This is a genomic window from Salipiger sp. H15, assembly GCF_040409955.1.
In the GTDB taxonomy this organism is placed as follows: domain Bacteria; phylum Pseudomonadota; class Alphaproteobacteria; order Rhodobacterales; family Rhodobacteraceae; genus Salipiger.
Genome location: NZ_CP123384.1, coordinates 558,697 through 576,865, shown reverse-complemented (window position 1 = coordinate 576,865; position 18,169 = coordinate 558,697). Strand labels below are relative to the sequence as shown.

General features: G+C 70.8%; 16 protein-coding genes. 8 read left to right on the top strand and 8 right to left on the bottom strand.

The window, feature by feature from the left end; all coding sequences use genetic code 11:
* Positions 1 to 55 precede the first annotated feature (55 nt).
* On the top strand, positions 56 to 916 hold the full coding sequence (locus PVT71_RS02795) for an N-formylglutamate amidohydrolase (protein WP_353472976.1): 861 nt from the start codon (positions 56 to 58) through the stop codon (positions 914 to 916).
* A gap of 60 nt (positions 917 to 976) precedes the next feature.
* Here PVT71_RS02795 and PVT71_RS02790 read toward each other — a convergent pair whose 3' ends face one another.
* Together PVT71_RS02790 and PVT71_RS02785 are read right to left on the bottom strand one after the other, a co-directional pair.
* Complete coding sequence (locus PVT71_RS02790; protein ID WP_353472975.1) at positions 977 to 1,624, bottom strand: pseudouridine synthase; 648 nt, start codon at positions 1,622 to 1,624, stop codon at positions 977 to 979.
* A gap of 86 nt (positions 1,625 to 1,710) precedes the next feature.
* Complete coding sequence (locus PVT71_RS02785; protein ID WP_353472974.1) at positions 1,711 to 2,883, bottom strand: acetyl-CoA C-acyltransferase; 1,173 nt, start codon at positions 2,881 to 2,883, stop codon at positions 1,711 to 1,713.
* A 248-nt stretch (positions 2,884 to 3,131) separates the two neighbouring features.
* Between PVT71_RS02785 and PVT71_RS02780 the strand changes: the two genes are divergently transcribed.
* Together PVT71_RS02780 and PVT71_RS02775 are read left to right on the top strand one after the other, a co-directional pair.
* On the top strand, positions 3,132 to 3,500 hold the full coding sequence (locus PVT71_RS02780) for an STAS domain-containing protein (RefSeq protein ID WP_353472973.1): 369 nt from the start codon (positions 3,132 to 3,134) through the stop codon (positions 3,498 to 3,500).
* Positions 3,493 to 3,984 (top strand): ATP-binding protein, encoded by a 492-nt coding sequence (locus PVT71_RS02775; RefSeq protein WP_353472972.1) that lies wholly within the window; start codon positions 3,493 to 3,495, stop codon positions 3,982 to 3,984. Before PVT71_RS02780 ends, PVT71_RS02775 begins: the two co-directional genes overlap by 8 nt.
* Before the next feature lie 687 nt (positions 3,985 to 4,671).
* Here the strand turns inward: PVT71_RS02775 and PVT71_RS02770 are convergent.
* From PVT71_RS02770 to PVT71_RS02755, 4 genes are all read right to left on the bottom strand, one after another.
* A complete protein-coding gene (locus PVT71_RS02770) occupies positions 4,672 to 6,042 on the bottom strand; it encodes a glutamate--cysteine ligase (protein WP_353472971.1) in 1,371 nt (456 codons plus the stop codon).
* Between the two features lie 67 nt (positions 6,043 to 6,109).
* Positions 6,110 to 6,637 (bottom strand): hypothetical protein, encoded by a 528-nt coding sequence (locus PVT71_RS02765; RefSeq protein WP_353472970.1) that lies wholly within the window; start codon positions 6,635 to 6,637, stop codon positions 6,110 to 6,112.
* A complete protein-coding gene (locus tag PVT71_RS02760) occupies positions 6,634 to 7,491 on the bottom strand; it encodes a hypothetical protein (RefSeq protein ID WP_353472969.1) in 858 nt (285 codons plus the stop codon). The genes PVT71_RS02765 and PVT71_RS02760 overlap by 4 nt, the downstream gene beginning before the upstream one ends.
* A complete protein-coding gene (locus PVT71_RS02755) occupies positions 7,488 to 8,216 on the bottom strand; it encodes a 16S rRNA (uracil(1498)-N(3))-methyltransferase (RefSeq protein WP_353473828.1) in 729 nt (242 codons plus the stop codon). Before PVT71_RS02755 ends, PVT71_RS02760 begins: the two co-directional genes overlap by 4 nt.
* 12 nt (positions 8,217 to 8,228) lie before the next feature.
* Between PVT71_RS02755 and ubiA the strand changes: the two genes are divergently transcribed.
* The 5 genes from ubiA to PVT71_RS02730 all read left to right on the top strand — a co-directional run bounded on the left by ubiA (position 8,229) and on the right by PVT71_RS02730 (position 16,146).
* Positions 8,229 to 9,197, top strand: coding sequence for a 4-hydroxybenzoate octaprenyltransferase (gene ubiA / locus PVT71_RS02750; protein WP_353472968.1), 969 nt, complete (start codon positions 8,229 to 8,231; stop codon positions 9,195 to 9,197).
* 62 nt (positions 9,198 to 9,259) lie between these two features.
* Positions 9,260 to 11,248: an OmpA family protein gene (locus PVT71_RS02745; protein WP_353472967.1), complete on the top strand. Its 1,989-nt coding sequence runs from the start codon at positions 9,260 to 9,262 to the stop codon at positions 11,246 to 11,248.
* Positions 11,245 to 11,574, top strand: a complete 330-nt coding sequence (locus tag PVT71_RS02740) for a hypothetical protein (RefSeq protein ID WP_353472966.1) — start codon at positions 11,245 to 11,247, stop codon at positions 11,572 to 11,574. Before PVT71_RS02745 ends, PVT71_RS02740 begins: the two co-directional genes overlap by 4 nt.
* A 386-nt stretch (positions 11,575 to 11,960) precedes the next feature.
* Positions 11,961 to 15,155, top strand: coding sequence for a calcium-binding protein (locus PVT71_RS02735; protein ID WP_353472965.1), 3,195 nt, complete (start codon positions 11,961 to 11,963; stop codon positions 15,153 to 15,155).
* Between the two features lie 64 nt (positions 15,156 to 15,219).
* Entirely contained in the window at positions 15,220 to 16,146 is a 927-nt protein-coding gene (locus PVT71_RS02730; protein WP_353472964.1) for a LysR family transcriptional regulator, read from the top strand.
* A gap of 1 nt (position 16,147) precedes the next feature.
* On the opposite strand, the gene PVT71_RS02725 is transcribed toward PVT71_RS02730, so the two are convergent.
* Together PVT71_RS02725 and PVT71_RS02720 are read right to left on the bottom strand one after the other, a co-directional pair.
* Positions 16,148 to 17,149 (bottom strand): glycosyltransferase, encoded by a 1,002-nt coding sequence (locus tag PVT71_RS02725; RefSeq protein WP_353472963.1) that lies wholly within the window; start codon positions 17,147 to 17,149, stop codon positions 16,148 to 16,150.
* A 28-nt stretch (positions 17,150 to 17,177) separates the two neighbouring features.
* Positions 17,178 to 18,152, bottom strand: a complete 975-nt coding sequence (locus tag PVT71_RS02720; protein WP_353472962.1) for a glycosyltransferase family 2 protein — start codon at positions 18,150 to 18,152, stop codon at positions 17,178 to 17,180.
* Between the last annotated feature and the right edge of the window lie 17 nt (positions 18,153 to 18,169).

Below are 18,169 nucleotides of genomic sequence, written 5' to 3'. Positions count from 1 at the left end.
AAGGGCTTTTGGCAGAAATAGGTTTCAGGCTATCCTGTTTTCGCAAGGAGCCCTTATGCCCAAAGTCGCTTATCACCTCGATCTGCCTGAAACGCCGAGCTCGGCGGTGGTTTTCGCCTCTCCGCATTCGGGACGCGACTATCCTTGGAGCTTCCTGCGCGGGACGATTCTCGACGAGACCTTGATTCGATCCTCCGAGGACGCCTTCGTCGACCGGCTCTTCGATTGCGCGCCGCAGTTCGGGGCGCCGCTGCTGCGCGCCGGGGCGCCGCGGGCCTTTATCGACCTCAACCGTGCCGCGGACGAGCTTGACCCCGCGCTGATCGAGGGCGTGCGCCGCGCCGGGCACAATCCGCGCGTGGCAAGCGGGCTGGGGGTCGTGCCGCGGGTCGTGGCCAATGGCCGGGCGATCTATTGCGGCAAGCTGCCGCTGGCCGAGGCAGAGCGCCGCATCGGGCTCTACTGGAGGCCCTACCACGCCCGGCTGCAGTCGCTGCTCGACAGCGCCAAGTCTCAATTCGGCGAATCGATCCTGATCGACTGCCACTCCATGCCGCACGAGGCGGTGGACAGCGTCCTGCGCAAGAACGGCGAGCGGCCGGAGATCGTGCTGGGCGACCGTTTCGGCGCCTCTGCGGCCCCGGAGATCGTCGAGCTGGTCGAGCAGGCCTTCCGCCGCGCCGGGCTCGTGGTGGCGCGCAATGCGCCCTTTGCCGGGGCCTTCACCACGCAGAACTACGGCCGCCCCTCGCGGCGCCAGCACGCGATCCAGATCGAGATCGACCGGGCGCTCTACATGGACGAGGCCTCGATTCGGCCGAGCGCGAATTTCCACGCCTTCCGGCGGCTGCTGCGCGGGGTGATCGCCGAGGTCGCCGCCATCGGGCACCGCGACCAGCGGCTCGCGGCGGAATAGCGCCTGCCCGCCGGCGCGTGTCCGGCGGGGAAACTTTCGCGTGAGGGATTCGTCAGGCGATCAGAAGGGCGCGGGGGCGCGGAACTTGTGGCCGAGGCCGCCGTCGGGGTGGCGCAGGCGCAGCTCCTCGGCGTGCAGCATCATCCGCGGGTACTGCGCCGCGGTTTCCGGGGCGTAGAAGGGGTCACCGAGAATCGGGTGGCCCTGCGCCAGCATGTGCACGCGCAGCTGGTGGCTGCGGCCGGTGAGCGGCATGAGGTGCACCCGGGTTTCCTCGTCGGTGGCCTTGATCACCCGCCAGTCGGTCTGCGCCGGCTTGCCGGTCTCATGGCAGACCATCTGCTTGGGCCGGTTCGGCCAGTCGACGATCAGCGGCAGGTCGACATGGCCGGTCTTCGGCTCGAGCCGTCCGGCGACGCGGGCGAGGTAGGTCTTCTTGGTGCGCCGGTGCTCGAACTGCAGGCCGATGTGGCGCTGCGCATGGGCGGTCAGGGCAAAGACCATGACGCCCGAGGTGTCGCGGTCGAGCCGGTGCACCAGCAGCACCTGCGGAAAGGCCTGCTTGAGCCGCTCGATCAGGCAGTCGGCCAGCTCCGGGCCCTTGCCGGGCACCGACAGCAGCCCGGCGGGCTTGTCGACCACGAGGATCTCGTGATCGGCGTGAAGGATCGGGATCTCGCCCTGCGGGGGATTGTAATCGGCGCTCATGGGGCGTGCTCATGTCAAAAGCGGGCGGGACCCGCAAGACCCGCCACCGTCGCAGCCCACCGTCGCAGCTGGCCGTCGCAGGGGCCTCAGAGGCGCTCTATGGCGATCGCCGTGCCCTCGCCGCCGCCGATGCAGATTGCCGCGATGCCGCGCTTCAGCCCGCGGGTTTCCAGCGCGTTGAGCAGCGTGACCATGATCCGCGCCCCCGAGGCACCGATCGGGTGGCCGAGCGCGCAGGCGCCGCCGTTCACGTTCACCACGTCGCGCGGCAGGCCCATCTCCTTCATGAAGGCCATGGGCACCACGGCAAAGGCCTCGTTGACCTCCCAGAGGTCGACGTCCGAGAGCCGCCAGCCGATCCGCTCGAGCAGCTTGCGCGCGGCGGGAATCGGCGCGGTGGGAAAGCGCGAGGGGGCCTGGGCGTGGGTGGCATGGCCGAGGATGCGCGCGCGCGGCACGGCGCCGGTCCTCTCGACCGCGCCGAGCGTCGTCAGCACCAGCGCCGCGGCGCCGTCGGAGATCGAGCTCGAGTTGGCGGCGGTCACCGTGCCGCCGGGGCGGAAGGCGGGCTTGAGGTGGGGAATCTTCTCGGGCCGGGCGCGGGCGGGCTGCTCGTCGCGGGTGATCACCTCCTCGCCGGTACGGGCGTGCACGGTGACCGGGATGATCTCGTTCTCGAAGGCGCCGCTGCGCTCGGCGTCGAGCGCGTTCGACAGCGAGGCGAGCGCGTACTGGTCCTGCGCCTCGCGGGTGAACTGGAAGGCCTCGGCGCAATCCTCGGCGAAGGTGCCCATGAGGCGGCCCTTGTCATAGGCGTCCTCGAGCCCGTCGAGGAACATGTGGTCGACCACCTCGCCGTGGCCGAGCCGCGCGCCGCCGCGCATCTTGGGCAGCAGGTAGGGGGCTTCGGTCATGCTTTCCATGCCGCCGGCGACCATCACCTCGGCATGGCCGAGCGCCAGCCGGTCCCAGGCCATCATCGCCGCCTTCATCCCCGAGCCGCACATCTTGTTGAGCGTGGTGGCCGGCACCGTCTCGCCGAGACCCCCCTTGAAGCCCGCCTGGCGCGCGGGGGCCTGGCCCTGTCCGGCGGGCAGGACGCAGCCCATGAGCAGCTCGTCTACCGCGGGGCGGCCGGCCTCGGAGAGCGCCGCGCGGATCGCGGCCCCGCCCAGCTCGGCGGCGCTGAGCCCCGACAGAACCCCCTGGAATCCCCCCATCGCGGTGCGCGCGGCCCCGGTAATGACAACGTCCTGCATGCTCTCTCCTCCCTCCGCTGAGAATCCTGAATACCGAATGGTAAGGATTGCCGTCTAGCTTGCTGAGAATATGGGCGCTTGGCGGGGTCTGGGCAATCCGTCGGTCGCGTCGCGCCCGCAGGTACCTTTCGCGCCTGCTCCCCGTCCGGGTCTTCGGCGCGCGACGCCCGGGCAGGGTCGGCGCCGGAGGTCGGCGCGGGTGCGGGCGCGGGAGCGGGCGTGGAAGCGCGGTCAGGAGAGGGATGCCGATGAAGCTGGTCAGCCGTGGAACCGAGCCGCAGGTGATCTCCGTCGGCGAGCCGCGCATCGATGCGGCGGCGGCGATCCAGTTCAAGGATGCCATGCGCGAGGCCCTGTCCGGTACCGCCTGCCGGGTGATCCTCGACCTCTCGCAGGTCGAGTTCATCGATTCCAGCGGGCTCGGGGCGATCGTCGCGTCGATGAAGGCCATGGCGCCGGGGCAGCGGCTCGACCTGGCGGGGCTCACGCCGATGGTCGACAAGGTGTTCCGCCTGACGCGGATGGACACGATCTTCGCGCTCTATCCCACGCTCGAAGAGGCGGAGGCGCCCTCCGCCCGCGCGCCTGCCCGCGGTGCCGGGGGCGCGGATGGCTGACGGGGTGGGGGCGATGGCACTGCGGCCGGGAACCGGCGCGGCGGTGCCGCGCGCGGCTCTCGCGCTGGAGCTCGAGGGCGAGGCCAGCGAGGTGCGCGCGGTCCTGGCCCGGGTGACGGCGGCGCTGCGCCTTGCCGGCATCGCCGAGGGGCCCTGCGGGATCGTCGAGCTGGTCCTCGCCGAGGCGCTGAACAACGTCGCGGAACATGCCTATGCCGGAGCCCTGCCGGGGTGGATCAGGCTGAGGCTGGAGACGCACCCCGAGGCCGTGCGGCTGGAACTGCGCGACCGGGGCCGGCCCATGCCGAATCTCGTGCTGCCGTTGGGGCGGCCGAAGCCGCTCGGCGCGGCGGGCGACCTGCCGGAGGGGGGATTCGGCTGGTACCTGATCCGCCGCCTCGCGGCGGAGGTGGCCTATCGCCGCGAGGCCGGGGAAAACGTGCTCGAGATGCTCGTCCGCCTGCCCGGGGCCGGGGCGGACTGACCCGGGACGGCTGCGCAGGGCGGGGCCACGGCGCGGAACCCCTTTGCTTCATGGGCGGGGCGACCACGGCCAGGCGCGCGGCGCCCGAAGGGCGGGACATGTCGGGGTGCAGGGGACGCTCCATGCGCCGAGCGGAGCGCCCAGAGATGGCCTCAGATCTTGCGCAATGATGCCTCAAATCCGGAGCATCCTGGAGAGGTATCTGCTTAAGACTTGCCCCGGCGCCGCGCGGCCCGGCTTGCGCCCGGCGCGTGGGGCCGGGGCCTTTTGCGGCCGCGATTTTCCCGACATATCCGCAGCTTCCGCCGAACGCCCCCACGTCTTGGCGATTTCCTGCCGTTGCGGCGGGGCGATGCGCGGGCTTTCGCTGAAATCTCGAAAACGCCGGGGTTTGCTGCAGGATGGCCGCGACATGACCTTAGTATTGCCCGATTTCGGGGGGATACAGGTGGGGTAGCTGCATATGGCTTCCCTCGGCGCCACGCCGTTTCAGCCCCCACCCAGTGCGTGGCGTCGAGGAACTTCCAGCCGCAGCCAATTTCCCGACATCGACGCTCCCGTCACGGCCCGCTCCGGCGCCTTGTCTGAGCCGCGCCTCTGGCCCGTGCAGGCGCGCGGGCCCCAAGACGCGAACCGCCCGACCTTTCGGGCCGGGCGGTGAATTCATCTCGGCGGTGCGGTCGCGCGTCAGTAGCTGTAGGCGGCGTAGATCTTCGACAGATCGCGCCCCCACTCGCCCTCGTAGCGCTCGAGCATCTCGTCGGCCTGCACCGTGCCGCTCTCGATGCTTTCCTTCAGCGCGTTGAGGAAATGCGTCTCGTCGGGCAGCAGGCCGCCGGCGCCGGGGCGGGCGCGGGACTTGAGCCCGGCCTCGGCGATATCGAGCACCTGCGCCGCGAGGTCGTGCATGCGGATGCCGTTGACCTCGGCCTGCAGCGCCTGCTCGGAGGCGGCGACGCGCAGCCCCTCGCGGGTTTCGTCGTCCCAGCCCTTCACCAGGTCCCAGGCGGCGTCGAGCGCGGTCTGGTCGTAGGTGAGGCCCACCCAGAAGGCGGGCAGGGCGCAGAGCCGCCGCCACGGGCCGCCATCGGCGCCGCGCATCTCGATGAACTTCTTCATCCGCGCCTCGGGGAAGAGCGTGGTCAGGTGGTCGGCCCAGTCCGAGAGGGTCGGCTTCTCGCCCGGCAGGGCGGGCAGGCGGCCGGCCATGAAGTCGCGGAAGGACTGGCCGAGCGCGTCGATGTACTTGCCGTCGCGGTAGACGAAATACATCGGCACATCGAGCGCGTACTCGACGTAGCTCTCGAAGCCGAAGCTCTCGTCGAAGACGAAGGGCAGCATGCCGGTGCGCGCGTCGTCGAGGTGGCGCCAGACGTAGGAGCGGTAGCTCTTCATGCCGTTCGGCTTGCCCTCGAGGAAGGGCGAATTGGCAAAGAGCGCGGTGGCGACCGGCTGCAGCGCCAGCGCCACGCGCATCTTCTTGATCATGTCGAGCTCGGAGCCGAAGTCGAGGTTCACCTGCACGGTGCAGGTGCGGCGCATCATGGTGGTGCCGGTGGTGCCGACCTTGCCCATGTAGGCATCCATCAGCTTGTAGCGGCCCTTGGGCATGAGGGGCATTTCCTCGTGCATCCATTCGGGCGCGGCGCCGAGGCCGATGAAGCCCACGCCGATCTCGTCGGCGATGCCCTTCACCTCGCGCAGGTGCTCGTTCACCTCGTCGCAGGTCTGGTGGATGGTCTCGAGCGGGGCGCCCGACAGTTCCAGCGCGCCGCCCGGCTCGAGCGAGACGTTGGCGCCGTCCTTGGTCAGGCCGATGAGGTTGCCGCCCTCGTTCACCTCGGCCCAGCCGTGGCGGTCGCGCAGCCCTTCCAGAACGGCCTTGATCGAGCGCTCGCCGTCGTAGGGCAGGGGCGCGTGGGTGTCGGTCAGGTAGCCGAACTTCTCGTGCTCGGTGCCGATGCGCCAGTCATCCTTGGCCTTGATGCCGGATTCGAGATACTCGCCGAGTTGCGCATGGTGCTCGATCGGCCCGCCGCCGGATTGAGGGATGGACATGGCTTGGGCTCCGATCTTGCTCGCCTTGGGTATCGAGCGTCAGGGATGGGCGGAACCGAAGCCCTTGTCAATGCAGACGGAGGGTGCGGATTTGTGCATTGGCGCGCTGCCAGATGAGCACCGGTGCGGAGCCCCCCGCCATCATCTTCGAGAGCATGCGCTCGGTTTTCAGCCCGGGCAGCTGGGCAAACACGTCGAAGAGCTGTTCCGAGCCCTCGGCGGTCAGCGGAATGGCAAGCGTGGTGCCGTCCTCGCTGCGCAGCAGCCAGTGCGGCGGTCGTGCCGTCGGATCGAGCGTCAGGGCGGTGAGGCTGCCGAGATCGGCGAAGCCGCCGGTGAGCGGGCCGAAGTAGCTGATCCGCCCCTCGACCACCTGCACCATGCCGGGCCCGCCGGTGCCGGTGCGGAAGCGCGCGCGCTGCACCCCGGCGAAGGTGAGCGCCGCCCCGGCGAGCGCCAGCGCCCAGCCGAGGAGCCAGAGCAGCCCGCCGGTGAAGACCGCCCAGTAGAGCCCGAGCAGCACGATCCCGGCCCCCGCGATCACCTCGCGCCAGCGCATCAGGCTGGCCCTCGCCTCGGGACGCAGGAAGCTCATGCGCGCGCCCGTGCGGGCTGCGGGCGGTGCAGCACGGCGACGCGGTAGCCGCCGACATGGCCAAAGCCGATGGCCTCGTAGGCGCGGGCGGCGGCGGGATTGTTGGCAAAGAGGACGGCGGAGCGGATGCCACGGGCGCGTGCCTCGAGAAGCTGCGCCTGCACCACGCGCCGGCCGCGCGCCGCGTTGCGCAGGCCCTGCGGCACGAAGACGCCGCCGACCTGCACGATGTCGGCGACCTCGGCGTTGACATCGCTCATGGCGACCGGGGTGCCGTCCTCGATCAGCAGCCGCAGGCTGCGCCCTGCCGCGCAATGCTCGGCGCGGTCGCGGGCGGTCTTGCGGGCAGCGTCGTCCCGGCCCGCGACGCCGATGTCCGCCGCGTAGTCGAAGAACCATTCGGCGAGCAGCGGCACGTCTTCTTCCGACGGGATGCGCACCCTGTCGTCGCAGGCGGGCAGCGCCGCGAGGTCGAGGCGGTAGAGCGGCTCGACGTGGTTGAGGCGGAAGTCCTCCCCGGCGAAGCCAAGCGCCGCGATCAGCGCCGCGCTCTGGCCCGGCGGGCCGGTGACCGAGGCGACGGGACTCTCGCCGATCGCCTCGGCATAGGCGCCGAAGACTTCGGGCGGGGCGTCGGGCGCCTGGCACATCAGGTAGCCCTGCGGGGTGCGGCCGAAGACCGCACGGATCGGTCCCGCCGCGGGCCAGACGTGGCAGGTGGTGGCAAGGCGGTGGGTGCTGTCGCCCAGCCCCGCCGCGGCGAGGTTGCCGCGCAGGAACATCGAGGTCTCGGCATGGTCCGCAAGAAAGGCGTCGAGCGCCGCCTCTTCGCCGGGCAGCGCGCGCCGGATCATCTCCAGTCCCCGCAATGCGCCTGCCAGAGCGTCAGCGCCGCCACCGCCGCCGTGTCTGCGCGCAGGATGCGCGGGCCGAGCGCGATAGCCGTCGCCTGCTCCATTCCGTGCAGCTTCTTCCGCTCGGGCTCGGAGAACCCGCCCTCGGGGCCGATCAGCACCGCCCAGGGCGCGGGATCGCCGGTCAGCGCGGCGGCGTAGTCCGTGCCGCCCCCGACCGCGGATTCGTCGCAGAAGAGCAGGCGGCGACCGTCCCAGTCGGCGAGCATCCGGTCGAGCCGCTGCAAGTCGGCCACCTCAGGCACGAAGGTGGCGCCGCATTGCTCGGCCGCCTCGACCGCGTGGGCCTGCAGCCGGTCCTGCCGGATGCGCTCGGAATTGGTGAAGGCGGTCTGCACCGGCACGATGCGCCGCACGCCCAGCTCCACCGCCTTTTCGACGATGAAATCGGTGCGCGCCTTCTTGATCGGCGCGAAGAGCAGCCAGAGGTCCGGCGGCGTGCCCTGCGGGCGGGTCTGCTCCATGCAGGTGAGCGTGCCGCCCTTCTTGCCGGCGTCAGAAACCTCGGCCAGCCACTCGCCGTCGCGGCCGTTGAAGAGCGCGACGGGCGCCCCCACCGGCAGGCGCATCACGGAAAAGAGATAGTGGGCCTGCTCCCGCTCGAGAGCGACCGGTTGTCCCGCGCCCAGCGGGTGATCTACATACAGGCGTACCTTGGCATTCATGAGGCGGACCATATGACCCATCCCGGCGCAGCGCCAGATCCCGCAGGACAGGTTTCCGATGCCGTGCGCGGCAACTGGGTCGATCACCGCGCCCCGGCCTGGAGCCGCCCCTACCTGCGCCTGTCGCGCGCCGACCGGCCGATCGGCACCTGGCTTTTGCTGCTGCCCTGCTGGTGGGGCCTGCTGCTGTCGATGGTGGCGGACGGGCGGGCGCGCTGGTTCGACCTCTGGATCTTCGTCGGCTGCGGCATCGGCGCCTTCCTGATGCGCGGCGCGGGCTGCACCTGGAACGACATCACCGACCGCGACTTCGACGGCAGCGTCGCACGCACCGCCTCGCGCCCGATCCCCTCGGGGCAGGTGAGCGTGAAGCAGGCGCTGGCCTGGGCGGTGATCCAGTCGCTGATCTCCTGCGCCATCCTGCTGACCTTCCCGCCGATGGCGATCCTTCTGGGGGTGATCTCGCTGGCGCCGGTGGCGGTCTATCCCTTTGCAAAGCGCTTCACCTGGTGGCCGCAGGTCTTCCTCGGCATCGCCTTCAACTGGGGCGCGCTGCTGGCCTGGACCGCGCACAGCGGCAGCCTCGGCTGGCCCGCGGTGGCGCTGTATCTCTCGGGCATGGCCTGGACGCTGTTCTACGACACGATCTACGCCCACCAGGACAAGGAGGACGACGCGCTGATCGGGGTGAAGTCCACCGCCCGCCTCTTCGGCGACGCGCGCACCCCGGCGATGCTGGCGCGCTTCCTGGTGATCTCGGTCGCGCTGATGGGGGTCGCGGTGGTGCTGGCCGCGCCGCATGGCGAGATCCTGAAGCTCGTGCTGCTGATCGCCGGTCCCTGGGCCTTCGGCTGGCACATGATGTGGCAGATGCGGAAGCTCGACGTGAACGACAATGCCGTGCTGCTGCGGCTGTTTCGGGCCAACCGCGACGCCGGTCTGCTGCCCGTGCTGTTTTTCGCCACCGCCCTGTTGGCATGATTGCGCCGACCCGGGGGCGGGCGTATCAGAGATGAAAAATTGATCAAGAAAGGGACGCTTTGATGCGCCTTTCCGGCTATCTCATTCCGGCATCCGCCTTTGCTGCCGCCGCCGCGCTCTGTGTCGGGACCGCCTTCTTCTCGATGGAGATGGTCGAGACCGCCTCGCGGCAGGATGTCGCCGACGCGCTTCTGCGCGATGGGCAGGACTGGGCCGAGGTCGACGTGAACGGCTTGCAGGTGTTCCTGATCGGCACCGCGCCCGACGAGGCGGCGCGGTTCCGGGCGATGACCGTGGCGGGGTCCGTGGTGGATTCCGCCCGGGTGATCGACCAGATGCTCGTCGCCGATGCCGAGGAGATCGAGCCGCCGCGCTTCTCGATGGAAATCCTGCGCAACGAGTCGGGCATCTCGATCATCGGCCTCGTCCCCGGCGCCACCGACCGCGAGCGCCTGCTCGAGGTGCTCTCGAAGATGGTGAGCGGCGACCAGCAGGTCGCCGACCTGCTCGAGGAGGCGGATTTCCCCAAGCCCGAGGGCTGGAGCGCCGCCGTCGACTACGCCGGTCGCGCACTCGAGGACCTGCCGCGCTCGAAGATCTCCGTCTCGGCGGGGCGGGTGCACATCAAGGCGATGACCGACAGCGAGGCCGCCCGGCGCGAGATCGAGCGCGACCTGCGCCGCCGCCTGCCGCGCGGGCTCGAGCTGAGCCTCGAGCTCTCGGCGCCGCGCCCGGTGATCACCCCCTTCACGCTGCGCTTCCTGATGGACGAGGAGGGGCTGCGCTTCGACGCCTGCTCCGCCGACACCGAGGCGGCGCGCGCAAGCATCCTCAAGGCGGCGACGGATGCAGGCTTCGAGGGCAACGCCAATTGCCGCCTCGGCCTCGGCGTGCCCTCGCGCCGCTGGGGCGAGGCCGGCGCGCTGGCGATCGCCGCGGTGCAGGAACTGGGCGGCGGATCGGTCACCTTCTCCAACGCCGACGTCTCGCTGGTGGCGCTCGAGGGCACCGACCAGGCGCTCTTCGACAAGGTCGTGGGCGAGCTCGACACCGCGCTGCCGCAGGTCTTCGCCCTGCACGCGACCCTGCCGCAGGCACCGCAGGAGACCGACCAGGGCCCGCCCGAGTTCACCGCCACGCTCTCGCCCGAGGGCTCGGTGCAGCTGCGCGGCCGGATCAACTCGGACCTCGCGCGCGAGACCGCGGACAGCCTTGCCAAGGCGCTCTTCGGCTCGGAGAGCGTCTACACCGCCGCCCGCGTTGCCGAGGGGCTGCCGAACGGCTGGTCGACAAGGGTGCTGACCGGGCTCGAGGCGCTGGGGCACCTCAGCAACGGCGCGCTGCGGGTGACGCCGGATCTCGTGCGGGTCTCGGGCAACACCGGCAACCAGGACGCCAATGCCGAGATCGCCGGACTGTTCTCGGACAAGCTGGGCGATGGCGGCGAATACGAGATCGACGTCACCTACCAGGAAAAGCTCGACCCCGAGCTCGGCATCCCGACGCCCGAGCAGTGCGAGGCGCAGATCGTCGAGCTGATCGGCGACCGCAAGATCAGCTTCGAGCCCGGCTCGGCCAATCTCGACGCCTCGGCCAAGGACATCATGGACGAGCTCGCCGAGCTGCTGAAGCTCTGCGGCGACATCCCGCTCGAGATCCAGGGCCACACCGACAGCCAGGGCCGCGAGGCGATGAACGAGTCGCTCAGCCGCGACCGCGCGCAATCGGTTCTCGACGCGCTGCGCAACCGGCGCGTGCTGACATCCAGCTATCGTGTGAAAGGCTATGGCGAAACCCTGCCGATTGCGGATAACAGTACGGAAGAGGGCCGCGAGGCCAACCGCCGGATCGAGTTCAAGCTGATCCGTCCGGAGCCGACCGAGGAACAGCCGACCGCGCTCGAGCAGATCGAGCAGGAGGCCAGCCCGGCGGCAGACGACGAGGGTGCCGGGGAGGAGGGCGCCGCACAGGATAACGACGCCGCGGCTGAAGAAGCGGCGCAGGACGAGGCAGGCACGGCCGAGGCTGGCATGGAAGGGGCAGAAGAATGAACCGGACGGAATTCGTGATCGCGACGGCGGTCATCCTCTTCGTGGCGTTCTGCATGGGATGGTTCGCCAACTGGCTGGTGCACAGGTTCAAGCGCGTCGCGCAGGCCGATGTCGACCAGCTCGAGAAGATGAGCCAGGAGCTTCACGAGGCCGAGGAGACCCGCGACCAGGCGATCACCTACCTGCAGCAGCGCGAGGCCGAGCTGACCAACCAGCTGGCGCAGACCGAGGCCGAGCTCTCGGCCGCCATGGAGGGCCTGCGCGAGGCACGGCACGAGGCCGAGGACCTGCGCGGCCTGCTCGAGCGCAAGAAGGGCATGGCCTGAGGCCGCGCCTTCTGTCCGAAATTCGGCGGCCGGACCATGACGGGGCGGGGCGGAGGCCCTGCCTTTTTCTTGTGCGGCGCCGCGCGAAGAGCGCGCGACCCAGCCCTTCTTCTCTTTCCAAATACGCCTCTCCCGCCCTTCGCACCCGCGCGGCGCCGGGCAGGGGCGCCGCGCGGGTCCGGCGTCAGGTTCCGGGCGCATTGCGCGGGGTCCGGGCGACAATTCCGCAATGATCCCATGACTGTTGCCGCGACCGGACGAGATACGGGAAGTGCGCCTTAAAGTTGTCGCAAATCCTCCCTAACGGGTCTTAATTGCGGGCGCAGACCTGCGCCCGTGGTAACGATTCTCCGAGTGCGTGGGGAATCTTGTTCGGGGTGTGTGCGATGACGGTCTATGCGGTGACGCTTGAGAACTGGAACGACCCGGCCTTCTGGGCCTCGGTCTCCGAAAGCTCGGCGGGTCACACGCTCGATTTCTCGGCGCTGCCCGAGGGGTTCGACCTCGAGTTCGACCAGGACAACCTCGTGCTCTTCATCAACCACGAGGGCGGCAGCTACCTCGTCGGCGACACCACGGCGCCCGACGTCTTCGACGCGCGGCTCGGCGCGGGCAGCGACTGGAGCTATTTCAACATCCTCGCCGGCGGCGCGGGCGACGACACGCTGGGCGGCGGCGACGCGGCGGACACGATCAGCGGCGGCGCGGGCGACGACCGGCTTCTCGGCTACGGCGGGGATGACGTGATGGAGGGCGGCGCGGGCAACGACACCGTCTACGCGGGCGCGGGCAACGACACGGTGATCGGCGGCGACGGCGACGATTCCATCACCGGCAACGAGGGCGACGACTGGCTGGAGGGCGGCGCGGGCAGCGACTCGCTCTACGGCCAGGAAGGCGACGACTACGTCACCGGCGGTGACGGCGACGACACGCTCGAGGGCAACGAGGGCAACGACACGCTCATCGGCGGTGCCGGCAACGACTGGATGCGCGGCTCCTATGCCAATGACGAGCTCTGGGGCGGCACCGGCGACGACTATTACTGGGGCGGCTGGGGCGACGACACCTTCCACATCGAGAACGATTTCGGCAACGACACGGTGGATGCCGAGGGCGTCGACGAGGTGCTGGGCGACACGCTCGACCTTTCGGCGGTGACCGACGCGCTGTGGATCGACCTTGGCGACATCAACCCCGAGAACGGCAGTGTCACCGACGGTACCGGCACGCTGGTCTTCGACGAGGTCGAGCACATCATCCTCGGCTCGGGTGTCGACACGCTCGTGCTGTCGGATGGCGGCGGGCTCGACGCGGTGCAGGGCTTCGCGGCGCCGACCGACCTGGGCGGAGGCGCCTACGCGGGCAACGACCTGCTGGACGTCTCGGGCCTGACCGACGCCGAGGGCAACCCGGTCGACGTGGGCGACGTGACGGTGAGCGACACGGTCGGCGACGGCAGCGGCGACGCGGTGCTGAGCTTCCCCGGCGGCGTCGCGCTGACGCTGGTCGGCGTGCTCTCCTCCGAGGTGTCCTCGGCGGCGCAGCTCGAGGCCCTGGGCATCCCGGCGGCCGAGACCACCGATCCCGAGACGCCGGTCGATCCCACCGACCCGGTCGACCCTATCGATCCGACGGACCCGGTGGATCCCGTCGATCCGGTCGACCCGACCGATCCCACGGATCCCACGGACCCGGTGGTGATCTCGGGCGACCTGCCGCAGATCGACGGCGCTTTCGAGTTCGAGGCCAGCATCCGCTTCGACGACCTCTCGGCGGCGCGCGGCCAGAAGGTCTTCGAGTTCGGCGGCGCGGGCGAGGACCGGATCACCTTCGGCCAGCTCGGGCCGAGCACGGCCGTGGTCTTCGAGATCGTGCAGGACGGGACGACCTGGTTCATCGTCGCCGAGGACGCGATCACCGAGGGCGAGACGGCGACCTGGACCGTCGGCGTCGACGAGACCGGCCTCATGTACGTCGAGAAGGACGGGGTGCAGGTCGCCGAGGGCGACGGCGTCGTGCCGACCGACAGCGAGCGGCTGGTCAACGTGCTCGGCGGCTCCGGCGAGACGGCGCTGGTCGGCGCGATCTCGGACGTGTCGGTCTGGCAGGAGAGCGGCACCTGGGTGCTGGAGGGCTCTGACGAGGACGGAGGGGACGGCACGGAGACCGGCGGGGAGACCGACCCGACCGACCCCACGGATCCGGTTGACCCCACGGACCCCACGGACCCCACCGATCCCATGGACCCGGCCGATCCGACCGATCCCGAGACCGATCCCGACAGCTCGGGCGAGCTCCCGCAGATCGACGGCGCCTTCGAATTCGAGGCCACGTTGCGCTTCGACGACATCACCGGGGCGCGCGACCAGCGGGTCTTCGAGTTCGGCGGCAGCGGCGAGGACCGGATCACCTTCGGCCAGCTCGGGCCCAGCAACGCGGTGCTCTTCGAGATCGTGCAGGACGGGGTCACCGCGCTCATCGTCGCCGAGGATGCGATCACCGAGGGCGAGACCGCGACCTGGACCGTGGGGGTCGACAGCTCGGGCTTCATGTACATCGAGAAGGACGGGGTGCAGGTCGCCGAGGGCGACGGCATCGTGCCCACGGACAGCGAGCGGCTGGTCAACCTGCTCGGCGGGTCGGGCTCGGCCACGCTGCAGGGCGAGATGAGCGACGTCAGCCTCGTGCAAGGGGGCGAAATCTGGACGCCCGAGGACGGGCTCCAGCCCTACGAGCCCGCCGAGGACGAGGAGCACGCGGGCGGCGCCGATCCGGTGCTTCCCGAGCTGACCGACGACAGCCTGCCGCAGATCGGCGGGGCCTTCGAATTCGAGGCGGAGCTTCGCTTCGACGACCTGACCGACGCGCGCGGCCAGCAGGTCTTCGAGTTCGGCGGGGCGGGCGAGGACCGCATCGCCTTCGGCCAGCTCGGCCCGAGCAATGCCGTGGTCTTCTCGGTCAGCCAGGACGGCTTCACCCATTACATCGTCGCCGAGGATGCGCTGATCGAGGGCGAGACCGCGACCTGGACCGTGGGCGTGGACGAGACCGGCTTCATGTATGTCGAGAAGGATGGCGTGCAGGTCGCCGAGGGCGACGGCGTGGTCCCGAACGGCAGCGAGCGGCTGACCAACCTTCTCGGCGGCAGCGGCGACAGCGCGCTGCACGGCGAGATCGGCGGCGTCAGCATCAGCCAGGACGGCAGCCTCTGGTGGCTCGACGACGCGGGCGGAACCCATCTCGAGCTCGAGGGCACCGAGGAGGCCGAGCTGCTCGAGGGCGGCGACGGCGACGACACGCTCTGGGGCGGTGGCGGGGATGACACGCTGACCGGCGGCGCGGGGAACGACACCTTCGGCGTGAGCGCGGCGCAGGGCAATGTCACCATCACCGATTTCGCCGGCGACGACCGGATCGACCTTTCGGCGCTCGATCAGTGGGCGGACGGCGAGGCGCTGATGGCGGCGCTGACTCAGGAGGACGGCACGGCGAGCCTCAGCTTCGACATCGAGGGCGAGGCGCAGACGCTGCTGATCCACTCCGACGAGGAACTCGAGCAGGACGACTTCCTGCTCTGAGCCCACCCGCTTGGCAAGCCGCGGGGCGCGTGGTTCACTCCGCGCGAGCCGTGAAAGGACCCCCATGCCCGGATTGCCGCACCTGCGCGCCATGCAGGCCTTTGAAGCCGTCGGCCGCTGCGGCTCGGTGCGCCGCGCGGCGGAGGAACTGGGCGTCTCTCCGGGGGCGATCAGCCAGCAGGTGCGCCGGATCGAGGAGCATCTCGGGGTCGCCCTGCTGGAACGGCGCGGGCGGCAGCTCGAGCTGACCAGCTGGGGCCGCGTCTACCACGCCGAGCTGAGCAAGGGCTTCGCCCAGCTTGCCCATGCCGGCGAGGCGCTGGCGCGGGCGCGCAACAGCCGCGGCTTCGTGATCAGCTCGCTGACGACGGTCACCAACAAGTGGCTGGGGCCGCGGCTCTTCGAATGGACCGTCGAGAATCCCGGCGCGCCGGTGCGGCTGGTCGGCACCGAGATCGAGCCCGACCTCACCCGCGACAACGTCGACTTCCGGCTCTACTTCGACGACCAGCCACCGCATGGTCAGTATACCGAGCTGTTCACCGACCGCATCGTGCCCGCCTGCGCCCCCGCGCTGCTGCAGGGCCGGGTGCTGGCGCGGCCCGAGGAGATCTTCGACTACCCGCTGCTGCAGATCGTCTGGATGGAAAGCTTTGCCGCCCACCAGGTGCCGGGCTGGGCGGACTGGGCGGCGCATTGCGGCGTGGCGCCGCCACCTGCGCCGGAAAGCGCGGCACTGACCTTCGCGCTTTCGTCGAGCGCCATCGACGCGGCGGTCTCGGGGCGGGGATTCGTGCTGGGGCAGGTGGCGATGATCGACGAGGAACTGGCCAGCGGCCGGCTGGTGGTGCCGTTCGACCTGCGCATGCCGCTCTCGGTGCCCTATGGCCTCGCCTGGGACCGGGCCAGCCTCGAGAAACCCATGGGCCGCGCGCTGCGCGACTGGCTGGTGGCGCAGGGGCGGCGGCAGGCGGCGCTCTGCGCCGGCTGAGCTAGATCGTGGCGAAGGTGGAGCTGCTGCTCCGCGGCTGGCTGGCGAGCCGGTCGAGCAGCGCCTGCCAGCCCTGCACCGTCGCCTCGCAGGGCGCCTCGAGCGACGCGCGCGGGGCAGGCGCGGGCTCGGCCAGCACGTCGCTGAGCGCGCGGCTCCAGGCGGCGACCGACATGTCGGAGACCATCACGCTGCCGCGTCCGCTCACCTCGGCGAGCCCGTCGCGGCCCGAATGCAGCAGGCGGCGCCCGGCGGCCCGGGCCTCGTGCGCGGCAAGCGCGCTCGGCTGCCAGCGCGACGGCATGGCGATGGCGTCCGAGGGGCGCAGCGCGGCGAGGCGCGTGGACCGGCCGTGCAGCCTGACGCGGGTGTCGCTCCGGGCCATGGCGCGCAGCTCGGCGCGCCACGGTCCGTCGCCGTAGATGTCGAGGCGCGCGTCCGGGTCGGAGACGAAGCCGAAGGCCTCGATCAGGATGTCGAAACCGCTCTGGCGGGTCAGCGCCCCGATCGCGCCGATGCGGCGCACCGGACCCTCGGGCGCGGCCAGCGCGGCGAAGGCGTCGAGCTGCGCGAAGGTCGGGATCACCGACAGCTGCCCGGCGGCGACAAGCGCGTGGCGTCGCATCCAGTCGGCCTGCGCCGGGCTCAGCGCGATCACGTGGTCGAAGAGCGCGTAGCCGGTCCGCAGCACGGTGCGGCGGTGTCCGCGGTGGCGGGCGGTGACGGTGGTGCCCTCGCAATGGATGTGCTCGACATGCACCAGCGTCGCGCGGGGATGGCGCGCGCGCAGCGCGGCGAGGCCGGGCAGGGACTTCACGCTCAGCGGCAGGTGCGACACGATCACGTCGGCCGCGAGCCGGGCGGCCCCGGCGGCGTAGCGCGGCACCGCGACCGCCCGGTGCGAGGCGGTCGCCCCGAGGAGCGCGTTCTCGCCGAGAAAGCCGAGGTAGCGGGACACGTCGCAGGCGGCCTGGGCGTCGTGAAGATGGGCTATGCGAAGCATTGGCTGGATCCTCATGTCCGGGGGCGGCTCAGGCCGACCTGTTGCGCAGGCTCGAAAGGCGATCGAGGGCCGCGCTGCCTGCCAGGGACAGGACCAGCAGCGCGGCGCAGACGGAAAGCGTGGCGCGGGGCTCCTCGAGGAGCGGCCGCAGCGACGAGGCCAGCGCCGCGCGCAGCAGCTGCCCGGCACTGGGCGCGTCGCCCGCGACGATGGCGAGCCGGGCGAGGTGGCGCAGGTGGTAGGCGCGCGCGACCTTGCCGTGGCGGCCGAAGAAATGCCTGTCCTGCGCCGAAAGCTTGGCGACGATGCGCTCCCAGGCGGCGATCTCCTTGCCGACCGATTGCGCGCTGGCGTCGTCGTTGACCAGGCACAGGCTCAGCGGGCGGGGGATCGCGGCAATCTCCCAGTCGGTGACCAGCGCGAAGCGCAGCCAGAGCTCGAGCGCGTCGCATTGCCGGAAGGTCTCGTCGAAGATCCAGTCCCGCTCGGTCTCTTGCGGCGGGCGGAAGGCCATGGCGAGCAGGGCGCCGCGGCGGAAGACGGCGTTCGAGGCGGCGCCGACCGGGTTGCGCCGGAAGATCTCGGCGGCGCCGACGCGGCGCTGGCGCGGCATCTGCCACAGGAGCGCGCGGCGGCCCGTCGCGGTGACGGTGCGCGAGCCGGAGAAGCTGAGGCCGACCGCCGGCCGCGCCTGCAGGTGGCTGACGTGCTCGGCAAGCTTGGTGGGCTCCCAGCTGTCGCCCGCGTCGCAGAAGCCGATGAAGCAGCCGCGCGCGGCGGCGATGCCGGTGTTGCGCGCCCCGGCGAGGCCGCGGGTGCGCTGGCGCAGGACGCGGATGCGCAGGTCGCCGATGGATTCGGCCAGCGCGGCGCTGTCGCCGGCCTGGCCGTCATCGACGACGACGATCTCGAAATCGGGATAGGTCTGCGCGCAGAGGCTGCGCAGCGTCCGCTCCAGTGCGGTTCCGTCGCTGGCGGCGACGACGATCGAGGCGCGGGGCATGGGTCCTGATCCCCGCG